This window comes from Roseiarcus sp., assembly GCF_049514155.1.
Taxonomy (GTDB): domain Bacteria; phylum Pseudomonadota; class Alphaproteobacteria; order Rhizobiales; family Beijerinckiaceae; genus Roseiarcus.
Genome location: NZ_JBEKVH010000016.1, coordinates 1 through 21,117 on the forward strand (window position 1 = coordinate 1; position 21,117 = coordinate 21,117).

Here is a 21,117-nt window from a genome sequence, read left to right on the forward strand (position 1 = left end):
TGCTGTTCAACTTCTTCGATATCGACGGCAAGCTTGTCGATCACTCGCTCAACAAACGAACGATGTCGATCCCGGTGAGCACGATCTCGGCGGTGCCGGCCCGGATTCTTGTTGCGGGCGGGGCCAACAAAGTCGCGGCGATGGTCGGCGCATTCAAACTCTTGCGCCCGACCGTTCTGATCACCGACGAGTTCACCGCGAAAGCGTTGCTCAAAGACACGCCGCGCAAGAAGGCAGGCGCTTCGCGCTAGAGCATTCTGCATTTAGGCATACGCATAGCCTGCGCTTTTGAGATAGTTGGCGCATTCGGCGTGGGAGTATGTCGCGAGGATTTGGGCGACGGCGTCGGAGACGGCGTCAAGGGTTCGCGCGGCGGCTTTTCGCAGAAGCGTTTTGAGTTTGGCGAACACCTGCTCGATCGGGTTGAGGTCAGGCGAGTATTTGGGCAGGAAGACGAGCCGGGCGCCGGCTTCTCGGATCGCCTTTCGCACCGCTTTTCCTTTGTGGGAGCCCAAATTGTCGAGGACGACGATATCGCCTGGCTTGAGGGTCGGGACGAGGAACTGCTCGACATAGGCGAGGAAACGCTCGCCGTTGATGGGGCCATCGAACAGACACGGCGCGTCGATGCGGTCGTTGCGCAGGGCGGCGAGGAAGGTCGTGGTCTTCCAATGGCCGTGCGGGACTTTGGCGACCAGCCGCTCGCCGCGCGGCGCCCAGCCGTGGAGGCGCGTCATGTTGGTCTTGGTCCAGGTCTCGTCGATGAAGACCCGGCGCGAAGGCGCGATGCGCTTCTGGTAATTGCGCCAGCGCGCCCGGTGGCGGCTTGTGTCCGGGCGATCCTGCTCGCGCGCGATGAGCGTCTTTTTTTGAGCGTGACGCCTTCGCGGCGCAAGAAGCGGCTCATCATCGAGGTGTCGGCCTTGACCCCGCGCTCGGCCGGCAGCGGGTCGCACAGCGCTTGCAGCGTGATGTCGGGCTTCTCGGCGCGCAGCGCCGCCAGAAACTCTCGCTGCGCCTCCAATTTCGGCCGCAGGTAACCGCCCATTTTGCGGGCCGCGCGAGAGCCGCTGCGCTCAAAGCGCTCCAGCCACTTGATGGCGATCGCCTCGCTGACGCCAAACCGGCCCCTCGCAGCCCTCCGGCTCATCCCTTCCACGACGACCGCGTCGATCACCCAGTCGCGCAAGTCCTGTGAGTAAGCTCGAGGCATCCTGGCTGGCCTCCGCCCAGCCAGCAGGTTGAATCAGAACGCCGCCGACTCGGGAATCCCGGCGCGATTCAAATTAGAGACAGGCTGCGCTACGGACGGGTTGCGCTCGGCCGGGAGCCGCCGCGAACGAGGTCGAGGATTCCGTCAGAATCGTCGGGACCGGGCAAGCCGGCCCAACCGCTTGCCGACCCGCCGAGCGGAGCCGCCACAACCGCGACGCCCCACGCGCAGCTTCGAGGCGGGCCGATTCAACGGGAACCCGCCTCGGCGGGCATCGTGACCTAGGCTTGCGGATGCGTAATGTCTTTCACCGAAGCCATCAGTTCGTCGTCGTCGAACACCCGCTTCCAGTCGGGCTGGAACAGCTTGGCCTTCGCCTTTTCGATCGCCCGCTTGGCGCCGTCCGAGAACACGCCTTCCTTGAACAGGTTGAACAGGATGGCGATCTCGATCTGCATGTGCCCGAGCATGAAATCGCGCGCCGCCTCGGGCGGCGCGCCGCGCCGCACCGCCTCGTCCAGCGCCTCGCGCATGAACGCTACGCAGGTGGCGCCGACGGTTTCCGACAGCGCCGGCTCCAGAACGGCCATCGCCTTGAGCGAGCAGCGATGCGAGCGCATCACCGGCGCGTACATCGCCCGCGCAATGGCCTCGCCAAGCGCATAATGCTCTTCTGGCCCCTGCATCAACGCGCAGACGATGTTCTGCTTCGCGCTGATCCCGCCGAAGAAGTCCTCCTTGGCCGCCTGCGTCACCTCGTCATTGAACAGCGGCGGATGGCAGGGGTGGGTGATGAAGTAACTCAAGTCCCGACGCTGGGGCAGTTCGCCGGCGTAGGGCGCCGCTGCGTCCAGAATCATCACCAGCGTTCCCGCGGCCAGGCGCGGCGCGATCTCGTGTGCAACCTCGCCAATGCGTGTGTCGGGAAGAGCAAGGATCACCACGTCCGCGCCGCTGACCGCCTCTTGCCAGGGCAGCACGTGGGCAATGCCGCGCTGGGCCAGCAGGGCCTGACCCTTGTCGCTGATCTCGACGTGCCGCATCGTATAGCCGGTACGGCTGAGATTGGCGGCAAGACGCAAGCCCATCTTGCCGCCCGCGCCCATCAACGCAATCGTTGTCATGTCGTTCTTCCTTCCTTACTGCGAACTTCCGTCGTCAAGCGGGGATCCAGCGGCGCAGCGCGCGCACGCTGGCCTCGGCCCATTCGGCCTCCTTGCGGATCGACTCCGCTCGCGTGGCCTCCTGTAGCGGCCACAGCTCGATGATCGCGTTGCAGTCGCGCCCGAACGCCGCGAGCCGGCCAAGCAGCCACGGAATGTTCAGCATTCCGGCGCCGGCCGGCCGGCCCTCAATGCGGAAGCCGAACATTGAGGGATAGCGGACCACGGCGAAGTCTTTCAGATGCAGGTTGACGGCGTATGGGCCGAGCGTCTCCACCACCACCTCGGGCCCTTCCAGCGCGCCAAAGGAATTGACCGTATCGAGGCAGATCCCGGCGTGGGTCGGGAACTGGGCGACGATGCGGGCGAGCGCGACGGACTTCAGCCGGTCATGGTTCTCGATGGCGATGACGACGCCGGCCGCCCGGCAATCCTCGCCGACTGCGGCCAGCCGCTCGACGATCTCGGCCTCCGACGGCTCGTCGCTCCCCTTGTCGGTGACGATGCGCAGAATGGGAGAGCCGACCTGACGCGCGAGCGCGATGAAGCGACGCAGATGGTCGGGCGCGCTGCCGCGCGCGCCCAACTCGATCGCGACGCCGGACTGCCGCGCGCGCCGGGCGATCTCCGCGACGCTCGCCGGCGCGTAGGTGGACTCCGGCAGGTTGTCGGCTATCTGCAGAACGCCGACGCCCATGCGCACGGCTTGGTCGATCAGGCCCGTCGCCGTTATCGCGTCCGCCGGCCGATCGTCCCCAGCGCCAACCGCCCAGCCGTAAGTGTAGGAACTAATCCCGAGGCGCATGCCGATTTCCCTTTCAACGACTCCGCCCGCGATGCGTTCGGTTGGCCGCCGGAGTCGACCGGACGCGCCGCGCGCCCGAGTCCGCCGCGAGCGACATCACGCCGACGACCAAGATCGCCCAAATCAACATGGTGCATATTATATCATTATACCAGTAGTTCAAATCGGATTCGTCCCGGCGTCGGCGGCGGGGCGCAGAAGCGGGAGTCGGCCTGCGAAAGGCCGGAATCACTGTCGATCGGTTCGCAAGTCGGCGCCGATCGGCGTCAGCGGCGCGGCGCGATGCGTTGCTGGGCAAGCCGCGAAGCCGGAACGCCAATCTCGCGGGCGCCAGTTCAAGCCAGCCGCCGTCGCACGCGCCGATAAGCGCGCGCATCGGCTTCGTTCTGACGCAGCACGGCGGGGTTGACGACGACCGAGCTGTTACGGCTTGGACTTGCGAAGCGTCAGGAAGCAAGGGAAACCGCCGCGCGGCAATCGCGATCCAGGGCGACGACAAGACGATGCGAACCCACGCAATGGACTGGGTCTCGGTCCTGCGCCGCCGCCCGATTTGCAGGCCGGACACGGCTGAGCGACGTGGCGTACGCGGAAGTCCGACCCGACAAGACGCTAGAACGTCTTCGCGCCATTGACCGGCAATCGGACGCCGTAGAGGCTCGTGGTTCCACAAATATAGAGATAGTTTCGCTTTTCGCCGCCGAAGCAGACGTTCCCCACGACCTCGGCAATGCGAATCTTGCCCAACAGCGCGCCGTCCGAGTGATAGCAATGCACGCCGTCGCCAGCGCTCGTCCAGATTCGGCCGTCGAGGTCGACCCGCAATCCGTCGAAAATGCCGACTGAGCACACCGCGAATACGCCGCGCTCCTTCAGCTCGCCGGACTCGCCGACCCTGAAGCTGCGGATGTGGGCGGGGCCGTCGGGACGGTCGGTGCGCCCAGAGTCGACGACGTAAAGAATTTGCTCGTCCGGTGAGAAGGCGATGCCGTTGGGCTGAATGAAGTCGTCGGCGACGACGGTCAATGCCTTGCCGGCCGGGTCGATCCGAAAGACGAAATTTCCGGCCTGTTCGCTTTGCCCGCGATGGCCCTCGTAGTCCGAATCGATTCCATAAGTGGGGTCGGTGAACCAGATGCCGCCGTCCGATTTCACGACGACGTCGTTGGGGCTGTTGAGACGGCCGCCCCGGTAGCTGTCGGCGAGAGTCGACACGGCGCCGTCGAATTCCGTGCGGGAAACGCGGCGCCTCCCCTGTTCGCAGGTGACGAGCCGTCCCGCTCGATCCACGGTGTTGCCGTTCGCGTACCCCGCCGGTCGGCGAAACACCGAAACCGCGCCGCTGCATTCGTCCAATCGCAGCATTCGGTCGTTTGGGATATCGGACCAGACGAGCGAACGCGCCGCAGGAAAATACGCGGGCCCCTCCGCCCACCTGCAACCTGTGTAGAGTTTCTCGATCTCCGCCGCCGCCACAAACAGCCTACGGAAGCGATCGTCGAAGACCTCAAAACAATCAGCAGGCATCGACAATTCTCCGGTTGTTGTTCTTGAGCCCGGCGCGTCGACCCGCTTCGACGTCCAACCTTCACCGGGTCAAGAGAGGCCTCGCGCCTCGCAGCGCGCATCTGCGGGCCGCGACGGCGCATAAACAAGTCCACGCGTTTCGCCTCAGACCTTTCCGAGCCTCATCTTGGTGAAATAGTCGTCCGCTCCGATCTGGCCGCCTTTCAACGCGATTTCCAGCCCTTCGAACGCGTCGTCGTCGCAGTGGGCGAGGCATAGGGGCGAGCCCGGCGTCGTCGGCAGGGGCAGACGCGTCGTCAATGCGTATACGCCAAGCTGGCGCAATGCGTGGCTAGACGTGTCGCCGCCGGCGATAACCGCTCTACGCAGGCCGGCTCTCTCGATGAGCGCGCATTCGATTTGGCCGAGCGCGCGGCCAATGGCGTGACGCGAGCCATCGCCTTCCAACGGAAAGCCGACATCGCTCTCTGGGCCGAGAGCCGAGTGGCAGATGACGCTTCGCCCTTGGGCTAGTCGCTCGAGCCCGTGTTCGATCGCTTCGTCGATCGGCGCCGATTCTCCAGATGCAAGTCGCTTGGGGTCGACTGCGAAGGCTTCGAATCCGTGGGCCTCGGCGTGGCGGATTTGCCGCGCGGTGGTCGACGAGCAGCTTCCGGACACGACCGCGATGCGGTCAACCGGGCCTGGCTCGGCAAAGCGGGAAACGCCGCTTATCAGGCCGGTTCGGGTCCACTCGCTCAGGAGGGCGTATTCGACTCCGGAAGATCCGACGGCGAAGACCCCTCGAGGCGAGCGCAGGCGATCGAGCTGCCGACCCACATTGTTCTGCGTCGCCAAGTCGGCGACATCGAAAAGCACGATCTGAGCGCCCTGCGCGAAAATGGCGTCAACCCGTTTGTCGACGTCGTCCGCCGCAAGCATCGCCAAGTCGACGATTTCGATGGATTTGTCGGTCTGTTGGCCGAGATGAATGCGAAGGTCGGCCTCGTTCATCGGGGTTACAGGATGGCGCGCCATAACGGGGTGCCGGTCAATTCGGTAGTTGCTTCCCTGATAGACCGCAAACAGATTGCCGAAAGCCGTGTATCGCTTCAATTGAGGCGCGCCGACAACGAGCGGGATATTGGCCTGCCGGAAGACCGCCTGACCAATGTCGATCGCGCGGCCGATGCTGCCGATCGTCGGACTGGAATCAAACGTGGAGCAAACCTTGTAGTGGCAAACGGTCGCGCCCAGGGTTTTCAACCAGGCGAACGCCGGCGCCAGATGTTCGTCCATCCAGGCCAGCGTCTCGCTGCGGCTCGAACCGGCGAGCCCGATTGCGCGAACGTCGCTGAACTTCTCTCGTTGCGCTCGAGTCGGCTGTTGCGTGAAAAGAACTGTCGCCACGCCCCGCAGCGCCAACGCCTCCATGACGTCGGTGGATCCGGTCAGGTCGTCGCCATAAAAGGACAGCAACAACTCGGGCATCAAACCGGCTTCGCGTACTTTTCGCCGAGCTTGTCGATGGCTTCGACATTGCGGGCCGATGGACCCTTGGGGTCAAAGGCCGAAGCAAGCCAAGCGTCGACGATGGCCTTGGCAAGTTCGGGTCCGATCACCCTGGCGCCCATCGTGATGATCTGTGCGTTGTTCGATTTGGCGGCGCGTTCCGCCGAATAGGTGTCGTGGGTCAAAGCGGCTCTGACGCCCGGGACCTTGTTGGCGGAAATGGACATGCCGATGCCAGTGCCGCAGAACAGAACGCCTCTTTCATACGCGCCCTTGGCGACGGCGATCGCCGCGCGGTCGGCGATATCGGCGTAGTATCCCGGCCGGCTCAGGTCAGTGACCTCCAAGTTCGGTCTTCCGGCCAAATGCGCAGCGATGACGTCGAGCAGCGGTTTGCCTGCGCCATCGGCGGCAATCACAATCTTCATTGCTTCTTCCTCTGAATTGCCGCGCGGGCGACGATTGCCGCAATGTCTGCGAAGCCTTCAGCCGACCAAGCCGCGCGACCGACGAAAAGGCCGTCGATGTCGGCGTGCGCCATCAACGCTTCGCCGTTGCCCGGCGTCACCGACCCGCCGTAAATGATGCGAACCTCCGCCGCCGCTTCGGCGCCAAAGCGATCGCTCACCGCCTTGCGCAGACCGCGATGCCGCTCGGCGGCGTAATCGGGCGCCGCCGCGGCCGCCGCGCCGATCGCCCAGCGCGGCTCGTAAGCGAGAATGACCGTCGGAATCCGCTCAGGCGGTTGGTCGCGAAGCGCCAAAGACATTTGTTCATTGAGAATGTCGTCGGCGACGGCCCGACGCTTGTCTTCGGCCGTCTCGCCCAGGCAGAGGATCGGCGTCAGACCCGACGCCACTGCGGCGTTGAGCTTTCGTCGAACCAGGTCGTAGGTCTCGCCGAAATGCTCGAGGCGTTCGGAATGCGCGAGCTCGACGTAACGACAGCCGGCTTCGACCAACATCGGCGCGGAGATCTCGCCAGTCCAAGCTCCCGACGCCTCCCAGTGCATGTTCTGTGCGCCGATGCCGACGGCGAAAGACGAGAAGGCCTGCTTTGCGGCGGGCAGCGAAGTGAATGGCGGAAGAACGAACATCTCGATCGCGTCGCCGAGAGCGGCGACGAGCGGCGCCAACTGCGCCGCGTAACGAGCCGCTTGGGTCGCGCCGATGTTCATTTTCCAGCCCGTTCCGGCGATGAGCCTACGCATTCTTCTTGACCTTGCCGAACTTGGCGATGGACTGCGCAAGTTCATGATGATCGCGGGCGTAGATCTCGAGCGGAATGCCCGCGACCGCCGCCTCCCACGCTTGTCTGACGGCGCGCACGCCGGAGGCGGGGCCGCCAGGATGGCTGACGACGCCGCCGCCGCAAAGATACAGGAGATCCTGTGTGCGGCCAGTCTGTGCGTACGTCTCCGGCGCCTGACCGCCCCATTGGCCGGATCCGGACACCGGCAGCGGTCGATCGCTCGGCGAGAACAGCGGCGCCTGAAGGGCGTGGAACGACCGCACGAAGGAGTCGTCAGGCTCCCAGTATTTCGCGCCGATGCCGTTGATTTGGAACTGGTCGACGCCCAGGAGTCGCCAGAATTGCTGATAAACTCGAAAATCCAGGCCAAGCCCAGGGTGACGCGTCAGGATGTCCCAACCATTGCGGTGGGCATGCAGGACAAGGCGCGACCGCTTGCGCAAGAAAGAAAATCCGCCGAAGCCGATGGAATTGATGTTGACGACGGCTGCGTTCCCGCCGGCGTCGGCGACGATATCGTGATTTCGCTGCATGACTTCGGGGTCTGCGTGGGAAATCCCGAAGGCGTACATCACCTTCTTCCCGGTCTTCTGCTCTCGATCGAGAAGGATCGGCATGATCGCCTTCACCCGATCCGCCAGGCTCGAATAGGCGGGGCTCATCAGCTTTTCGTCGTCCTTGATGAAATCGACGTCGGCGGCCGCCAAATCCCGAACCATCTCGGCGGTCTCGTGCGGGCGCAGCCCGAGCGAGGGCTTCACGATCGTACCGATGATCGGCCGTTCTTTGACGCCGGTTAGCGCGCGACTTCCCGCGATGCCGAATTGCGGGCCCGGATGGGCCTGCGCGTATTCCGGCGGCAACTTCATGTCGACGATCCGGATGCCGCTCAATCCCTTGATCGAGAACACGCCGCTGATGGCGATCGTCATCAGCGCGGCGAGATCCGTTCCGACGGCCTCCAGCGGAAACTCGATGTCCGCCTCTCCGCGCCAATAGGGGCCGCCGCGGCTCGGATTTGTCTCGGGGAAGGACGGCGTCGGGACGGATTCGAGCTTTCGCACTTCGACAACCCGTGCGCCAACGCGGGCTTTCAGCTCCGGGGTTTCTCCCGGCGTCGGGACGAAAGTGCCAGTCGATTGGTCGCTGGCGATCTTTGTCGCGAGCGCCGCCACGTCGCCAGACGTTTCAATTCGATAGGTCATTCGAATGACGGACTGAGACATGTCGTCGGGCGTCCCGTTTGCCTCTTTGTCGCGATCTCGAGTGGATTGAAGACTTGCGCGAATGAGGTATGATGACTATCTCATCTGATGAGTTCGTGCAACCGAAATTGCGTCACACGCCTCGTGGGCTCATGATGACATGCTGAGCAATCCCTATGTATGATTTTTGCCAAACGGCGCGATTCGGTGAGCCCCCACCCTCCGTGAGACCCTGCTCATGACGCTAGTTTCTGATCCAATTCTTCGCCGCAAGTTGTCGGACGAAGTGTTCGACAGGCTGAAAATGTTGATCACCAGCGGGGAGTTGCTCCCGGGCGACGCCATGCCGTCCGAGCGCAGTCTGATGGAGCGCTTCGGCGTTGGCCGCCCGGCGATCCGAGAAGCGATGCAGCAACTCAGCAATATGGGACTGCTGACGATTTCCCATGGCGAACGCGCCAAGGTGCGTCAGCCGACCGCGAAGTCGATCTTCCAACAAGTGGACGCCGCCGCGCAGGTGATGTTGTCGTCCTCGCCGGCCTCCCTCGAACACCTCAAACAGGCGCGGCGTTTCTTCGAGCGCGGCATGGTGCGCGAAGCGGCCACCAAAGCTTCCGCCGCCGACATCGCGAAGCTCAGCGAAACGCTCGCTCTTCAACGTGCGCATTTGGGCCACCCGGACGCGTTCATCGCCGCCGATATGCGGTTCCACACTCAGATTGCCGCGATCACCGGCAATCCGCTGTTCGAAGCGGTCAGCGAAGCGATGCTGGGCTGGCTCAAGGAATATCGCACGGAAATGTTGATCTGGACCGGCAGAGAAAATCTGACCCTTGTCGAACATGAAGAAATTGTGAAATTCGTGGCCTCAGGCGATCCGGACGCCGCCGAACACGCGATGGTCAAACACCTCGAGCGCTCCGCCGCGCTCTTCGTCCATCAAACCGCCGGCGCCGGCTGATCGAGTCACCGGCTCTCCTCGACCTGAACGACCGCGAAGGGCGCAAGCGAAAGAGTCCCGCCGCCCAAATCCCGCGCGACCGGCGCATCGCCCATCGCAGCGGCGCGCCAACTTGTCGCGTCGAGGCTCCGCAGCGATAGCGCGCCACCGTCGAGCGCGCCGCTGATTCGGACGGCCAACGCGTGGCCGGTGAGATTGGCGAGCCAGACGCTCGCGCCGCCAATTGGACCCTCGACCGCGACGCCTTGAACGGACTCGGGATGGTCGCAACGCACCGAATGTCGCTCGCGACCCGCCATCGCCGCGAGCGCGCGAATGACGTGGAAGATCGGCCAGACCGCGTCGTTGTCGCCGAGAAGGCCAAACGGACCGGTCAGAGCCGCTTGCGTAAGCGCTTCCAGCTTTGCCTCCGCCGTTCGAGCGGCGTAACCGAGCGTCCAGGCGGCGCCGAAGAGACCGCTATGCCTGGGGTCCGCGTTCGCCATCGTTATTCGTTTTCCCAGGGGATTGTCGAACGTGCGAGACCCGTACGGATTCTGCCGCATCGCGATCGTGGACGGTCCGATTCGGTACGGCTTTTGCTCGCCGATGAAGGCGCGAGCCGAGCGCGTGATGAACGGCAGCGTTTCGAGGGTCTGCATTACGCTTCGATCGTCCGCCGCATGGACGATGGGGCAGGTGGCGTGGGTGACGAAATCGAGAAGATCGACTGGCGGACGTTTTCGATTCAACTCGGTGAAGTAACTGAAGCTGCCGCCGCCCAAGCGCACCCCGGGGAACGCGGAACGTGCGGCCGCGTAGACGTCCTCCAACGGCGGACATTCCGGCCAAACGCTGCCTGGAGGCGTCGACTGGCGGTCAACCGACGGACTGACGGAAATCGCGGCGGGGCGGAGTCCGACCTGGCCCGCCACCGCGGAGATTTCGGCGAGTTCAACCGCGACGTCGTCGCGACAGGGAACGACGCACTCCAACGCGATCTTGGCTTTCGTGCGCTTGGCGAGCTCGGCAAATCCCGCCAAGGCCCGACGCCCGTGACCGACGGTCGGATCAAAATGGCAGGTCAAGGTCTGCGGGCCGACGTCCGTGAGCCGATCCAATCGCGCGAGGACGGCGTCGGTTTCCTCCGGCGTCACGATCAGGCCGACGCTCGGCATGGAACCGATCGCGCCGCCGATCGCCACTTCAATGACCGAACTTCGCGTCGGCTTGGGCGCGGCCGGCGACGCGTCGTCGAGGCTCAGCGAGGCCGATTGCCTCAGCAATTCCCCGTCGGCGAGAATGTAAGGCCAAGGCAGCGCAAGCGGCCGCACGTAGGTCTTGTAGGAAGCGTCGGACCAGTTGCGCTGATCCTCCATCTCGAATGCGTCGCCCTCCAGCCTGCACGTCGCTTGGAGCCCCGGGCGCACGCCATGCGTAATCGCCCGTATGAACTTGAAGGGTTGCCACGGATCGATGAGATCGGGCAGCAGCGTGCGCTCGCGGGAGCCGTCCACATGCTCGATGACGACCGGCGAGCCGGCGACGCCGACGATGGGATGCAGGATACAGAAGCCGCAGCGATTGGTCTGAAAATCGCCGACCGGTTTCGCCTCGACGTCGAAGGCGAGCGAACCGTCGGACCGTCCGAAGATTGTCGCCCCGTACGCTAAAGCGCCTCCGTTGGGGTCCGAGCAATGCGCGTCGTAAGAAACGCGAAACGAATCCGCTTCCTGATGCGTCTGCAGGTTCGAGAGGATCGGCGCATACGTACCCCAATCCTTGTCGCGAACGACGTAGGCGACGGCGCGCAGCACTTCGGCGCCATCAAAGCGAATGTCCCGCAGATTGCCGGCGACGAACTCGACGGTCAGCGCGCCGGCCGTCAAAATAAGCGCCTCGGGCGCCGGCTCCGCCGAGCCAAAGCAGGCGATCCGATCGTCAGAATCCGTCCCGCTCATCGCCAGCTCACGTCCAATGTCTCGCACGCCCAAGCGGCTCGGAAGCGTTCGAGCGCTTTCCCGGTCATCGTGTTCCCACATCGGCGATTGGGTCCACAAGACCAACGGTCGCGTGGCCGCGTGACGATCGCAACGATATCGGCGCCAAAGATGCGTTCGCCGCCCATAACGCAACGGCGCCCGCCGGCGGATTTTCGCGTCTTTGGTTCAGGTTATGCGCCGAATGCTGGCGGCGATTTCGTCGCGCTCGAAGATGCGTTTCCAATCTGGCCGCATCAGCGCCGGCTTTCCGAACTCGATCGCCTTGTTGCAGGCGTCCGAGAACTGACCGGGAATCTCCTTGAAAATCACCGAGGCGAGGATGTTCATGTGGCCAAGCAGGAAGTCGCGAGCGGCCAGTTCCGGCACGCCGCGGGCGACCACCTCGTCCATGGCCTCGCGAATGACGTCGAGCAGCGTGGCGCAGACCGTCTCGGAGAGGCCGGGCTCGAGCAACGCCATTTGATCGACGGTGACGCGGTGGGAGCGTAAGACCGGCCGCCAGATGGCGCGGGCGATCGCTTCGCCGAGCTCATAGGCGCTCTCCGGCCCCTGCATCAGCGAATTGACGATGCTCTGCGACGCTGCGACGCCGCCGAAATGGTCGTTGCGCGCCGTCTCGTCCGGGCTGTCGAAGAAGATCGACGGATGGCAGGGATGGGTGACGAAATAGACCAGGTCGTCCCGCGCCGGCAGATGGCCGGCGAAAGGCGCGGCCGCATCGAGGGCGATCACCATGGCGCCCGACTTGAGCTTCGGCGCGACCTGATGAGAGATCTTGCCGATCAGCGTGTCCGGCACCGCCAGCACCACCACGTCGACATTGGCGATCGCCACGTCCGGGTCGACGCATTCGATGCCGAGGCCGCTCTTCAGCCGCTCACGGCCGGCCTGCGCCAATTCGACATGGCGCACCTGATAGGGCGAGGCCTTCAGATTGTTGGCGAGGCGGTATCCCATTTTTCCGCCTGCGCCGAACAGTGCGATCGATACCATTGGTTGTTTCTCCGCAAATTGCCGCTTCGACGCCCCGACTGGTATGGTGAGTCAGTCGTTACGCATTCAGGGGCCGCTCGACCGCTGCGACGTCGTCCGCGACGGCTTCATAGTGGTATAATGAGATGACTTGCATCATGTCAATATCTATGTCATGAGATTGCGAGTTCGGCCGTCCGGTGACGCCGGACCAAACGTGGGAGGAATTGCGATGGGAGTGAACCTCAAGGCGATCATGGTGGGTTTGGCGGCGGTCCCGATGCTCGCCATCGTCGCCACGCCGGCGAAGGCGACGGCGGACAAGCCGGTAATCGCGCTGGCGAATGCCTATTACGGCAATACCTGGCGGCACCAGATGGTCGACGCTTTCGAAGCGTCGGCCAAAGAGGCGAAGGCGGCGGGCAAGATCGCGGACTATGTCATTCTGAACGGCGACCAGACGGTCGCCCAGCAAAATAGCCAGATTGCGGAGCTGATCCTCAAAGGCGTGGACGCGATCGCCGTCGATGCGGCGTCCGAAACCGCCGTCAACGGCGTGATCGAAAAGGCCTGCGCGGCGGGCATCAAGGTCGTCTCATTCGATTCCGTCGCCTCCGCCCCCTGCAACTACCAGCTCAATTTCGACTTCAAGGGGTACAAGAAGGACGAGGCTGAATGGGTGTTCAAGAAGCTTGGAGGGAAGGGCAACGTCCTCCAGGTGCGCGGCGTCAAGGGCTCGGCGCCTGACAACGACATGTTCAATGCGCAGGAAGTCGCGCTCAAGGAATTTCCCGACATCAAGGTCGTTGCGACGGTCTATGGACAGGCTACGGCGTCGGTCGCCCAGTCCGCCATCGCCAACGTTCTCCCCAGCCTTCCGCATATCGACGCCGTTTTGGGCCAGGGCGGCAGCGACGACTTCGGCATCGCGCAGGCGTTTGATCAGTTTGGCGGCGTGTACAAGGACAAGCCGCCGATCATCGAGGGCGGCGGCAGCACCGACTTCATCAAGTGGTGGGTGGCCAAGAGCGCCAGCGGCTATACGACGATTTCGATGAATACGACGCCGGGCATCGGCGGCGCCGCCTTCTGGCTGAGCCTCGCCTTGGTCAAGGGGGCCGAGGCGCCGAAACTGATGATCATGCCTGTGGCGACGGTCACCCAGGATAATCTCAAGGACTTCGCCGACCTGCCGTCGGGGATGATCGTCAGCCCGTCCTACTCGGAAGATTGGGTCGCCAAGAACCTGCTCGGCAAGAAGTGAACGAATGATTCTTGGCGGCGGACAGCCGCTGCCGGAGAATCCCGCCGGGCGTCCCCTCCCTGCGCCCGGCGGGAGCGTGGCCATTGTCTCAACGCAAACCATGACGGCGATGCGAGCGATCACCTTGAGCGATTCCGATGGCGATGAAGCTGTGAACCGCCAATCTCCCCAGAGCGCTTTGGTCATGCTCGATGGCGTCACCAAAGCCTTTGGGCCGACCCTCGCCAATTGTGAAATCTCTCTCGCGGTCGCTCGCGGCGATGTGCTCGGCCTCGTCGGCGGCAATGGCGCCGGCAAGAGCACCTTGATGCGCATCCTGTGCGGCGTGACGAAGCCGGACGCCGGAAGCCTCGCCTTCGCCGGCAAGGCGCTGTCGTTCGATTTCTACAATGCCAGCGACGCTCAGAACATCGGCATCCGCATCGTCCACCAGGAGCTGTCGCTCTGCAACAACCTGACGGTCGCCGAGAATTTCTTCCTTGAGGCGCCGAAAGCGGCGACGCTTCTGCCAGGATGGAGAAACGTATATAGAGCGCGCGCCAGAAGCGCCCTCGACGTCGTATTTCCGGGCAATTCCATCGAGGTCGATCGTGAGGTTGGTGCGCTGCCGATCGGTGAGCGGCAGATGGTGGAAATCGCCCGCGCCGCCGCCACGCCCAACGTCAGACTGATCATTCTCGACGAACCGACGTCCTCGTTGGGTCCCGAGCGAAGCCAGCAGTTGCGCGCCTACGTGCACGGTCAGGCCGCCAAAGGCCTGTCTTTCATATTCATAAGCCACAAGCTGTTCGAGATCGTCGATGTCGCGACTCGGGTGGCGGTGCTTCGAAACGGCAAGCTCGTTTGGATCGGCGACACCAAGGAAATCGGCGTTGCGGATCTGGTGCGGATGATGGGCGGCGAAGCCGCCGAACTGCCGGAGTCCTTGCGCGCGAAAGTGGACTTTGCCTCAGGGGCGGTTCGCGTTCGAATCGCCGGCGAATCGGTCTCGACGCTCGGCCACGATATCGAGTTGCGCGAGGGCGAAATCGTCGGGCTGGCCGGGCTCGAGGGCAGCGGTCAAAAAGAAGTGCTCCACCGAATCTTCTCGCCTAGCCGCGACAAGCAATCTTCAATCGTCAGGAATGGAGAGGCGAGCTTCGTCTCCGGCGACAGATTGCGCGAAGGCCTGTTTCCGCTTTGGAGCGTTCTGGCGAATATCGGCCTCGGCCGGGTTGCCGCTCTGCCGATGTTTCGACTTCTCTCGGCCGCGGACGAACGACGGGTCGTGTCCCCCGCCGCGGAACGCCTGCATCTCGACGTCGAGCGACTGAAATCAGGAATTCTCGAACTGAGCGGCGGCAACCAGCAAAAGGCGCTGGTCGGGCGCGCGCTCGTCGCCGACGCGCCGATCATTCTGCTCGACGATCCCACGCGCGGCGTCGACGTGACGGCGAAACGGGATTTCTATTCGCTGACGGCGGAAATCGCCCAGTCGGGACGGCTGATCATTTGGCACTCCACCGAAGACCGGGAATTCCTGGAATGCGACCGCGTGCTTGTCTTCGCCCACGGGAAGATCGTTGCGGAGCTGCGCGACGAGGCGATCACAGAACAGAACATCGTCGACGCTTCGTTCACGACCGCGACGAGCCGCTTGGCGGCCGCAGGCGACGCTTCGCGCAAATGGGAGGGGTGGACGAGATCCCTTTCGGCAGGAGCGCCGTTCATAAGCCTCGCGTTGATCTTGGCTGTGATGGTCGCCCAAAACCCGAAGATCGCCTCGGTATTCGGACTCGATCTGCTTCTATGGGCGGCGGTTCCAGTTGCGCTCGTCGCCCTCGCTCAGATGTTCGTCGTGGGCGGCAGTGAGATCGACCTCGGAATCGGCGCTTTCGCCGGATTGATCAATGTGCTCAGCGCCACCATTCTCGTCGACGCGCCAAGCGTCGGGATTCTGTCTTTCGTCGGCGCAATCTGTGCGTATTGTGTGCTCGGCGCCTTGATACAATTGCGTAACATCCCGGCTATCGTCGTGACGCTGGGCGCTTCATTCATTTGGAGCGGAATCGCCTATACTTTGCAGCCGACGCCAGGGGGGGCCAGCCCCGAATGGCTGACCGCAGCGATAAGCTGGTCGATCCCCAACATCCCGACCTCGCTCATTGTGCTGGTTCTCATTGCGGCGATCGCTTTTGTTCTCGATCGCACGCCATTTGGCGTCACGTTGCGCGCCTTTGGCGCCAACCCGGTTGCGATGAGCCGAGCGGGCTGGTCCGCGCCCAAATACGCGACGTTGCGTTACTTCATCGCCGGCGTGTTTGGGCTGTTGGCCGGCTTGTCCCTGACGGCGATCAACACCGCCAGCGACTACAATTCGGGCGGCAGTTACACGCTGCTTTCCGTTGCGGCGGTCGTGATTGGAGGATGCAGCCTCGCCGGCGGTTTGATCTCCCCGATCGGCGTGGTGGCCGGGTCGATCACGCTCTCTCTGATCGGCGCCTTTCTTGGGATGCTCAACGTCAGCTCCGATTACAACGCCGCGGTGCAGGGCGCCCTGCTGCTCATCATTCTCGCGTTGAAGACCGTCGCCACCATGCGGAGTCGCAACTCATGAAGACCCTCGGACTTCCGGAGGTGTCCGATTGGACCATCCGCAATCGCTGGATTTGGTCGCTTCTTGGTGTGTTGATCTTGTGGGGGCTGCTTTCCGCCGTCACGAGCCAGCTGAGTCTCAGCAGTCTCTCCGGCGTCGCGATTTCCAGCTCGTTCTTGGTCCTGGTGGCGCTCGGCCAGATGGCCGTCGTCACGACGGGCGACGGCAACATCGACCTGTCGATCTCCAGCGTCATGACCTTGAGCGCATACGTCGCCCTGATCGTTATCGGCGGTCATGACAGTCGCCTCTTTCTCGGCGTCGTCGTGACCTTCGGGTTAGGTCTGTTGGTCGGCGCAATCAACGCTGCGCTTGTCCTTCTCGCGCGCATTCCGGCGATCATCGCGACCTTGGCGACCGGTTACGTTCTGGCGACGGCGTCGCTGCTGGCCAATCGCGCGATCCCCGGTTTCACGATCGCCCCGACGCTGCGCGCGATCGCCACCGCGCGAGTCGTCGGCGTTCCGATCATGGCTGTCGTCGCTCTTGTGGTCATGATCGCGGCGTCGCTCGCGCTCAATCGCACCGCCTATGGGCGAACGCTTTCGGCGGTGGGCCAGAACGCGCTGGCTGCGCGGCTCGCCGGCGTGAAGACGATCCGCGTCGCGGCTGGCGCATTTCTCGCCAGTTCGGTTCTGGCCGCCTTCACTGGGTTGCTTCTTGGCGCTTATGTCGGAGGCGCGTTTCTGGAAATGGGGCAACCCTTCCTTCTGCAGTCGCTCGGCGCGGTCGTATTGGGAGGGACGCTGATTCTCGGGGGGTCGGCCACCGCCGTTGGCACGATGTTCGGCGCGGTCCTGCTCGTGCTCATCGTCACGACCATGCAGATTGCTCGATTGCCGCCGGGAACCCAAGATGTGGTGGAAGGGGCCGTGATCATCGCAGTTCTCGCCCTGGCCGGCGGAACCACTCTTGGCCGGCGGACAAAACCTCCAGTCGCGTCGGCGGCAAAGTGACGCCCAGCTCTCGGTCCGGATCGGGTGCGTCCACCGCGAAAGCTGTGTAGGTTGGCAGAGAAGGGCGCGTCGGGCGCTTACGCGGAAGAGGCGCGGATCAGCTTGAGAGACGGATCCGGGCGATCAAGCTTGGCGTCGAAGGAAAAAACGCAGGGCCGCAACGCGGCGCGGCGCGCGTTGCTCGCCTTCGATCACGCCGAGTTTGGCGATTCGCCGATGCGCCTGTTCGGGCGGCTCGAGGAATGCGATCGCATCCTCGCCGCCGAAGGGGCGGATCAGGCCGAGATCGATCGGCTTCGCGCCAGCGAAGTTCCGATCGAAATCGTCCCGCTCGACGCGGCGTTCGCAGTCGCCGCAGGGGAAATTTCGCAATGAGCAAAGTCAAGAAGATCATCAACGCGCCGGAGTCGATCGTCAGCGAGGTGCTCGACGGCATCGTCGCGATGGCGAACGGCGCGATCGTGCGCGAAGGCGACGCCAATGTGCTCAGCCGACGCGACAAACGGGCCGGCAAGGTCGGGCTGGTGATCGGCGGCGGCTCGGGCCATGAGCCGATGTATTCGGCCTTCGTCGGTCCGGGGCTCGCCGACGCCTCGGTCGCAGGCGAGATTTTCGCCGCGCCGTCGCCCGACCAGATCGCCGTCGCCGCGCGCGCGGTCGACGCCGGCAAGGGCGTCCTGTTCGTCTACGGCAATTACGCCGGCGACGTGCTGAACTTCGACGTCGCTTCGGAGATGCTCGAAGCCGAGGGAGTCGCCTGCCGCACCGTCGTCGTCGCCGACGACGTCGCGATCGCCGATCCTTCGGCGCGGCGCGGAATCGCCGGCGCGGTCTATCAGGTCAAGGTCGCCGGCTACGCTTGCGAACATTGCGCCACGCTCGAGGAAGCGGTCGCGCTGGTCGAGCGCGCCAAGGCCGCCCTCGGCACCATCGGCGTCGCGGTTCGGCCGGGGTCGCTGCCCAACACCGGCGTCCCGACCTTCGAGATCGGCGACGACGAGATCGAGATCGGCATGGGCCTGCACGGCGAGCGCGGCGTGTCGCGGCAGAAGCTGCCGCCGGCCGACCGCCTCGTCGAGGACATGGTCAAGCGCATCGGCGCCGATCTCGGGCTGAAGGCCGGCGATCGCGTCGCCGCGCTGCTCAACAACCTCGGCGCCACCACGTTCATGGAGTTGTTGATCGTCAACCGCAAACTGAGGTTGCTGCTCGCCGAGGCGGGAATCGTCGTCGGCCGGTTCGACATCGGCGCCTATTTCACCTCGCAGGAGATGGCGGGCTTCTCGCTCACCTTCATGCGGCTCGACCGGGAACTGGAGGCCGCGCTCGCCGCACCCGCTTCCTCGCCCGGCTTTGTCCAGGTCGGAGGCGCGCGATGAGCGCCAAGACGCTTTCCGCCGCCGAATGGCGCCGACGGCTGCTGGCGACCTGCCAGCGCATGATCGACAGCGCCGACCGGCTCTGCCAGGCCGACCGCGATCTCGGCGACGGCGATCATGGCGTGACCATGGCGCGCGCCTTCGCCGCCGCGCAGACGGCCTACGGCGCGGCGCCGGCGTCGCCAGGCCCCGATCTGGCGATTCTCGGCGCCAAGCTGATGGGCGCTGGCGGCACCAGCGGCATCGTCTTCGGCACGTGGTTCTCGAGTGCGGGGAAGGCGATCGGCGCGAAGGAGATCGACGGGCGCACGCTGGCCGAGGCGATGGCCGAGGCCGCACAGGCGGTGCGCAATCGCGCCAAGGCGTCGCCCGGCGACAAGACCATGGTCGATGCGTTGCTGCCGGCGGTCGAAGCTTTGCGCGCCGCGGCCGACGAAGGGCCGGACGCCGCGTTGCGCAAGGCGGCGAGCGCGGCCGCCGCTGGCGCGGAAGCGACGCGGCCGATGGTCCCGCATATGGGGAGAGCGAGGACAATGGGCGAGCGAGGCGTGGGGTTCGTCGACCCCGGTGCGCTCTCGGTCGCCATCATCTTCGAGGGGCTTGCGGCGACGCCGTAGGCCGATCGGGAACGGGCGAGGCGGGCCCTCCGACGCCGGCGAAATCGGCCGCGCTCGTGGCGGCGGTCCTCAGCGCGGCGGCGCGCCGCGCCGCCGCCCGTCAGAACGCCAGCCGGCCGCCGATCAGCGCCAGCGTGCCGGCGAGGACCGGCCGCAGGATCCGGTCGGGCACCTTCGAAGCGAGCGCGCTGCCGACGGCGATGCCGGGCAACGAGCCGATCAGCAGTGAGATCAGCAGCGACCAGTCGACCGAGCCGATCCACCAATGGCCGGCCCCGGCGATCAGCGTCAGCGGCACGGCGTGGGCAATGTCGGAGCCGACGATGCGCACGGTCGGCATCTTGGGATAGAGGGTGAGCAGGGCGGTGACGCCGATCGCGCCGGCGCCGACCGACGACAGCGACACCAGCGCGCCGAGCACGGCGCCCAGCGCGATCGTCAGGGCGGTGATCTGCCGCGCCGAGCAGCGCTGGAGCGCGTTGGCGAGCCGCTTGAGCAGCCAGCGGCGCAGGACGAGCGTGACGGCGGTCAAGATCAGGGCGAAGCCGAGCACGGAGGTGATGATCGTGCCGACCGACTTGGTGTCCTTGCCGAAATAGTTGAGCAGGACGAGGGTCAGCGCCGCGGCGGGGACGCTGCCGGCGGCGAGCCGGCCGACGATGCGCCAGTCGACCGCGCGGTTGTAGCTGTGCACCGCCGAGCCGCCGATCTTGGTCAGGCCGGCGTAGAGCAGGTCGGTGCCGACCGCCGTCGCCGGGTGGATGCCGAACACCAGCACCAGCAGCGGCGTCATCAGCGAGCCGCCGCCAACCCCGGTAAAACCGACCAGCGCGCCGACGACGAGGCCGGAAAGCGAGTAGAGCGGGTTGATCGCGTGCAGAAAGGCCGGCATCCAGCGCTCCCGAAACGACCCGCGCCGCAGGCCGGCCGCACGCGCGTACGGTTCCAGCCGGCGCGGACGCGCGCGTCGGCGGCTTGTTAGACTAAGTTACTAGACTTAGTCAATTCTGCTTCGGGGCGTCCGGCAGCTTGACGATGCGCATATAGGGTTTGGGGGTCCGCCAGCCCTGGGGGAAGCGCGTTTTGGCCTCCTCGTCGCTGACGGCGCCGGTGATGATGACGTCGCCGCCGGCCTTCCAATCGGCGGGGGTCGCCACCTTGAACTTCGCCGTCAGCTGCAGCGAGTCGATGACGCGCAGGATCTCGTCGAAGTTGCGCCCGGTCGTCATCGGGTAGGCGAGTTGCAGCTTGATCGTCTTGTCGGGAGCGATGACGAAGACGGTGCGCACGGTCTGATTGTCGGCGGGCGTGCGGCCAGCCGAACTGCCCGGCGTCGCCGCCGGCAGCATGCCCCAGGCCTTGGCGATCGACAGGTCGGTGTCGCCGATCATCGGGAAGTTGACCGCCGCGCCCTGGGTTTCCTCGATGTCCTTCTCCCAGCGGAGGTGGTCGGCGACGGGATCGATCGACAGGCCGATGACCTTGACGCCGCGCTTATCGAACTCGCCCTTCAGCCGCGCGACTGAGCCGAGTTCGGTGGTGCAGACAGGGGTGAAATCCTTGGGGTGCGAGAACAGCACCGCCCACGAACCCTCGATCCATTCATGGAAATGGATCTTGCCTTGGGTCGTTTCGGCGGTGAAGTCGGGCGCAATTTGGCCGATCTGCAGCATTGGCTTCCTCCAATCGACAAGAA

The 21,117-nt window shown here is 64.7% G+C and carries 20 protein-coding genes; 8 read left to right on the forward strand and 12 right to left on the reverse strand.

From position 1 onward, the window contains the following. On the forward strand, positions 1–251 hold a 251-nt coding region (locus tag ABSF49_RS03880; RefSeq protein ID WP_424111319.1), incomplete at its 5' end, for a sugar-binding domain-containing protein. A gap of 12 nt (positions 252–263) precedes the next feature. Here ABSF49_RS03880 and ABSF49_RS03885 read toward each other — a convergent pair. The 8 genes from ABSF49_RS03885 to oiaX all read right to left on the reverse strand — a co-directional run bounded on the left by ABSF49_RS03885 (position 264) and on the right by oiaX (position 8,676). Then, positions 264–1,213, reverse strand: a protein-coding gene (locus ABSF49_RS03885; protein ID WP_424111320.1) for an IS630 family transposase whose coding sequence is annotated in 2 segments (ribosomal slippage) — positions 264–874 and positions 874–1,213 — 951 coding nt in all. Because the reading frame shifts where the segments join, the coding sequence is not laid out codon by codon here. 281 nt (positions 1,214–1,494) lie between these two features. Then, complete coding sequence (locus tag ABSF49_RS03890; protein WP_424111321.1) at positions 1,495–2,337, reverse strand: phosphogluconate dehydrogenase C-terminal domain-containing protein; 843 nt, start codon at positions 2,335–2,337, stop codon at positions 1,495–1,497. Between the two features lie 34 nt (positions 2,338–2,371). Continuing rightward, a complete protein-coding gene (locus ABSF49_RS03895; protein WP_424111322.1) occupies positions 2,372–3,181 on the reverse strand; it encodes a sugar phosphate isomerase/epimerase family protein in 810 nt (269 codons plus the stop codon). A gap of 612 nt (positions 3,182–3,793) precedes the next feature. Then, positions 3,794–4,708, reverse strand: coding sequence for an SMP-30/gluconolactonase/LRE family protein (locus tag ABSF49_RS03900; RefSeq protein ID WP_424111323.1), 915 nt, complete (start codon positions 4,706–4,708; stop codon positions 3,794–3,796). 144 nt (positions 4,709–4,852) lie between these two features. After that, a complete protein-coding gene (locus ABSF49_RS03905; RefSeq protein ID WP_424111324.1) occupies positions 4,853–6,178 on the reverse strand; it encodes a four-carbon acid sugar kinase family protein in 1,326 nt (441 codons plus the stop codon). Then, positions 6,178–6,627: a D-erythrulose-4-phosphate isomerase gene (derI, locus tag ABSF49_RS03910; protein WP_424111325.1), complete on the reverse strand. Its 450-nt coding sequence runs from the start codon at positions 6,625–6,627 to the stop codon at positions 6,178–6,180. Before derI ends, ABSF49_RS03905 begins: the two co-directional genes overlap by 1 nt. Then, positions 6,624–7,409 (reverse strand): triose-phosphate isomerase, encoded by a 786-nt coding sequence (gene tpiA, locus ABSF49_RS03915; RefSeq protein WP_424111326.1) that lies wholly within the window; start codon positions 7,407–7,409, stop codon positions 6,624–6,626. The genes derI and tpiA overlap by 4 nt, the downstream gene beginning before the upstream one ends. Beyond that, positions 7,402–8,676 (reverse strand): 3-oxo-isoapionate-4-phosphate decarboxylase OiaX, encoded by a 1,275-nt coding sequence (gene oiaX, locus ABSF49_RS03920; protein WP_424111327.1) that lies wholly within the window; start codon positions 8,674–8,676, stop codon positions 7,402–7,404. The genes tpiA and oiaX overlap by 8 nt, the downstream gene beginning before the upstream one ends. A 217-nt stretch (positions 8,677–8,893) precedes the next feature. On the opposite strand from oiaX, the gene ABSF49_RS03925 reads away from it, so the two are divergent. Beyond that, positions 8,894–9,616, forward strand: coding sequence for a transcriptional regulator NanR (locus ABSF49_RS03925; RefSeq protein ID WP_424111328.1), 723 nt, complete (start codon positions 8,894–8,896; stop codon positions 9,614–9,616). Positions 9,617–9,621: 5 nt separating this feature from the next. Here ABSF49_RS03925 and apnL read toward each other — a convergent pair whose 3' ends face one another. Together apnL and ABSF49_RS03935 are read right to left on the reverse strand one after the other, a co-directional pair. Next, on the reverse strand, positions 9,622–11,556 hold the full coding sequence (apnL, locus tag ABSF49_RS03930; RefSeq protein ID WP_424111329.1) for a D-apionate lactonase: 1,935 nt from the start codon (positions 11,554–11,556) through the stop codon (positions 9,622–9,624). A 207-nt stretch (positions 11,557–11,763) separates the two neighbouring features. Then, entirely contained in the window at positions 11,764–12,591 is an 828-nt protein-coding gene (locus ABSF49_RS03935; RefSeq protein WP_424111330.1) for a phosphogluconate dehydrogenase C-terminal domain-containing protein, read from the reverse strand. 235 nt (positions 12,592–12,826) lie between these two features. Between ABSF49_RS03935 and ABSF49_RS03940 the strand changes: the two genes are divergently transcribed. The 6 genes from ABSF49_RS03940 (at position 12,827) to dhaL (ending at position 19,421) form a co-directional block, all read left to right on the forward strand. Then, a complete protein-coding gene (locus tag ABSF49_RS03940) occupies positions 12,827–13,834 on the forward strand; it encodes an ABC transporter substrate-binding protein (protein WP_424111356.1) in 1,008 nt (335 codons plus the stop codon). Between the two features lie 124 nt (positions 13,835–13,958). Next, positions 13,959–16,430, forward strand: a complete 2,472-nt coding sequence (locus tag ABSF49_RS03945; protein WP_424111331.1) for an ATP-binding cassette domain-containing protein — start codon at positions 13,959–13,961, stop codon at positions 16,428–16,430. Continuing rightward, positions 16,427–17,425: an ABC transporter permease gene (locus ABSF49_RS03950; RefSeq protein WP_424111332.1), complete on the forward strand. Its 999-nt coding sequence runs from the start codon at positions 16,427–16,429 to the stop codon at positions 17,423–17,425. The genes ABSF49_RS03945 and ABSF49_RS03950 overlap by 4 nt, the downstream gene beginning before the upstream one ends. A 129-nt stretch (positions 17,426–17,554) precedes the next feature. After that, the gene (locus tag ABSF49_RS03955; RefSeq protein ID WP_424111333.1) at positions 17,555–17,800 is read left to right on the forward strand and encodes a hypothetical protein; all 246 of its coding nucleotides are present in this window, start codon (positions 17,555–17,557) and stop codon (positions 17,798–17,800) included. Then, complete coding sequence (locus ABSF49_RS03960) at positions 17,797–18,804, forward strand: dihydroxyacetone kinase subunit DhaK (protein ID WP_424111334.1); 1,008 nt, start codon at positions 17,797–17,799, stop codon at positions 18,802–18,804. Before ABSF49_RS03955 ends, ABSF49_RS03960 begins: the two co-directional genes overlap by 4 nt. Next, a complete protein-coding gene (gene dhaL, locus ABSF49_RS03965) occupies positions 18,801–19,421 on the forward strand; it encodes a dihydroxyacetone kinase subunit DhaL (RefSeq protein WP_424111335.1) in 621 nt (206 codons plus the stop codon). Before ABSF49_RS03960 ends, dhaL begins: the two co-directional genes overlap by 4 nt. Before the next feature lie 100 nt (positions 19,422–19,521). Here dhaL and ABSF49_RS03970 read toward each other — a convergent pair whose 3' ends face one another. Both ABSF49_RS03970 and ABSF49_RS03975 read right to left on the reverse strand, forming a co-directional pair. Then, on the reverse strand, positions 19,522–20,313 hold the full coding sequence (locus ABSF49_RS03970; protein ID WP_424111336.1) for a sulfite exporter TauE/SafE family protein: 792 nt from the start codon (positions 20,311–20,313) through the stop codon (positions 19,522–19,524). A 109-nt stretch (positions 20,314–20,422) separates the two neighbouring features. Then, positions 20,423–21,094 carry a peroxiredoxin gene (locus ABSF49_RS03975; RefSeq protein ID WP_424111337.1) on the reverse strand — a complete coding sequence of 224 codons (672 nt, stop codon included), beginning with the start codon at positions 21,092–21,094 and terminating at the stop codon, positions 20,423–20,425. Positions 21,095–21,117 lie beyond the last annotated feature (23 nt).

Excerpts from the sequence above, each read along its gene's own strand:
- ABSF49_RS03970 (WP_424111336.1), bottom strand. The coding sequence starts at position 20,313 with ATGCCGGCCTTTCTGCACGCGATCAACCCGCTCTACTCGCTTTCCGGC.
- ABSF49_RS03905 (WP_424111324.1), bottom strand. The coding sequence starts at position 6,178 with ATGCCCGAGTTGTTGCTGTCCTTTTATGGCGACGACCTGACCGGATCC.
- ABSF49_RS03975 (WP_424111337.1), bottom strand. The coding sequence starts at position 21,094 with ATGCTGCAGATCGGCCAAATTGCGCCCGACTTCACCGCCGAAACGACC.
- ABSF49_RS03925 (WP_424111328.1), top strand. The coding sequence starts at position 8,894 with ATGACGCTAGTTTCTGATCCAATTCTTCGCCGCAAGTTGTCGGACGAA.
- derI (WP_424111325.1), bottom strand. The coding sequence starts at position 6,627 with ATGAAGATTGTGATTGCCGCCGATGGCGCAGGCAAACCGCTGCTCGAC.
- dhaL (WP_424111335.1), top strand. The coding sequence starts at position 18,801 with ATGAGCGCCAAGACGCTTTCCGCCGCCGAATGGCGCCGACGGCTGCTG.
- ABSF49_RS03935 (WP_424111330.1), bottom strand. The coding sequence starts at position 12,591 with ATGGTATCGATCGCACTGTTCGGCGCAGGCGGAAAAATGGGATACCGC.
- ABSF49_RS03900 (WP_424111323.1), bottom strand. The coding sequence starts at position 4,708 with ATGCCTGCTGATTGTTTTGAGGTCTTCGACGATCGCTTCCGTAGGCTG.
- ABSF49_RS03950 (WP_424111332.1), top strand. The coding sequence starts at position 16,427 with ATGAAGACCCTCGGACTTCCGGAGGTGTCCGATTGGACCATCCGCAAT.
- ABSF49_RS03895 (WP_424111322.1), bottom strand. The coding sequence starts at position 3,181 with ATGCGCCTCGGGATTAGTTCCTACACTTACGGCTGGGCGGTTGGCGCT.
- tpiA (WP_424111326.1), bottom strand. The coding sequence starts at position 7,409 with ATGCGTAGGCTCATCGCCGGAACGGGCTGGAAAATGAACATCGGCGCG.
- apnL (WP_424111329.1), bottom strand. The coding sequence starts at position 11,556 with ATGAGCGGGACGGATTCTGACGATCGGATCGCCTGCTTTGGCTCGGCG.
- ABSF49_RS03940 (WP_424111356.1), top strand. The coding sequence starts at position 12,827 with ATGGTGGGTTTGGCGGCGGTCCCGATGCTCGCCATCGTCGCCACGCCG.
- oiaX (WP_424111327.1), bottom strand. The coding sequence starts at position 8,676 with ATGTCTCAGTCCGTCATTCGAATGACCTATCGAATTGAAACGTCTGGC.
- ABSF49_RS03960 (WP_424111334.1), top strand. The coding sequence starts at position 17,797 with ATGAGCAAAGTCAAGAAGATCATCAACGCGCCGGAGTCGATCGTCAGC.
- ABSF49_RS03890 (WP_424111321.1), bottom strand. The coding sequence starts at position 2,337 with ATGACAACGATTGCGTTGATGGGCGCGGGCGGCAAGATGGGCTTGCGT.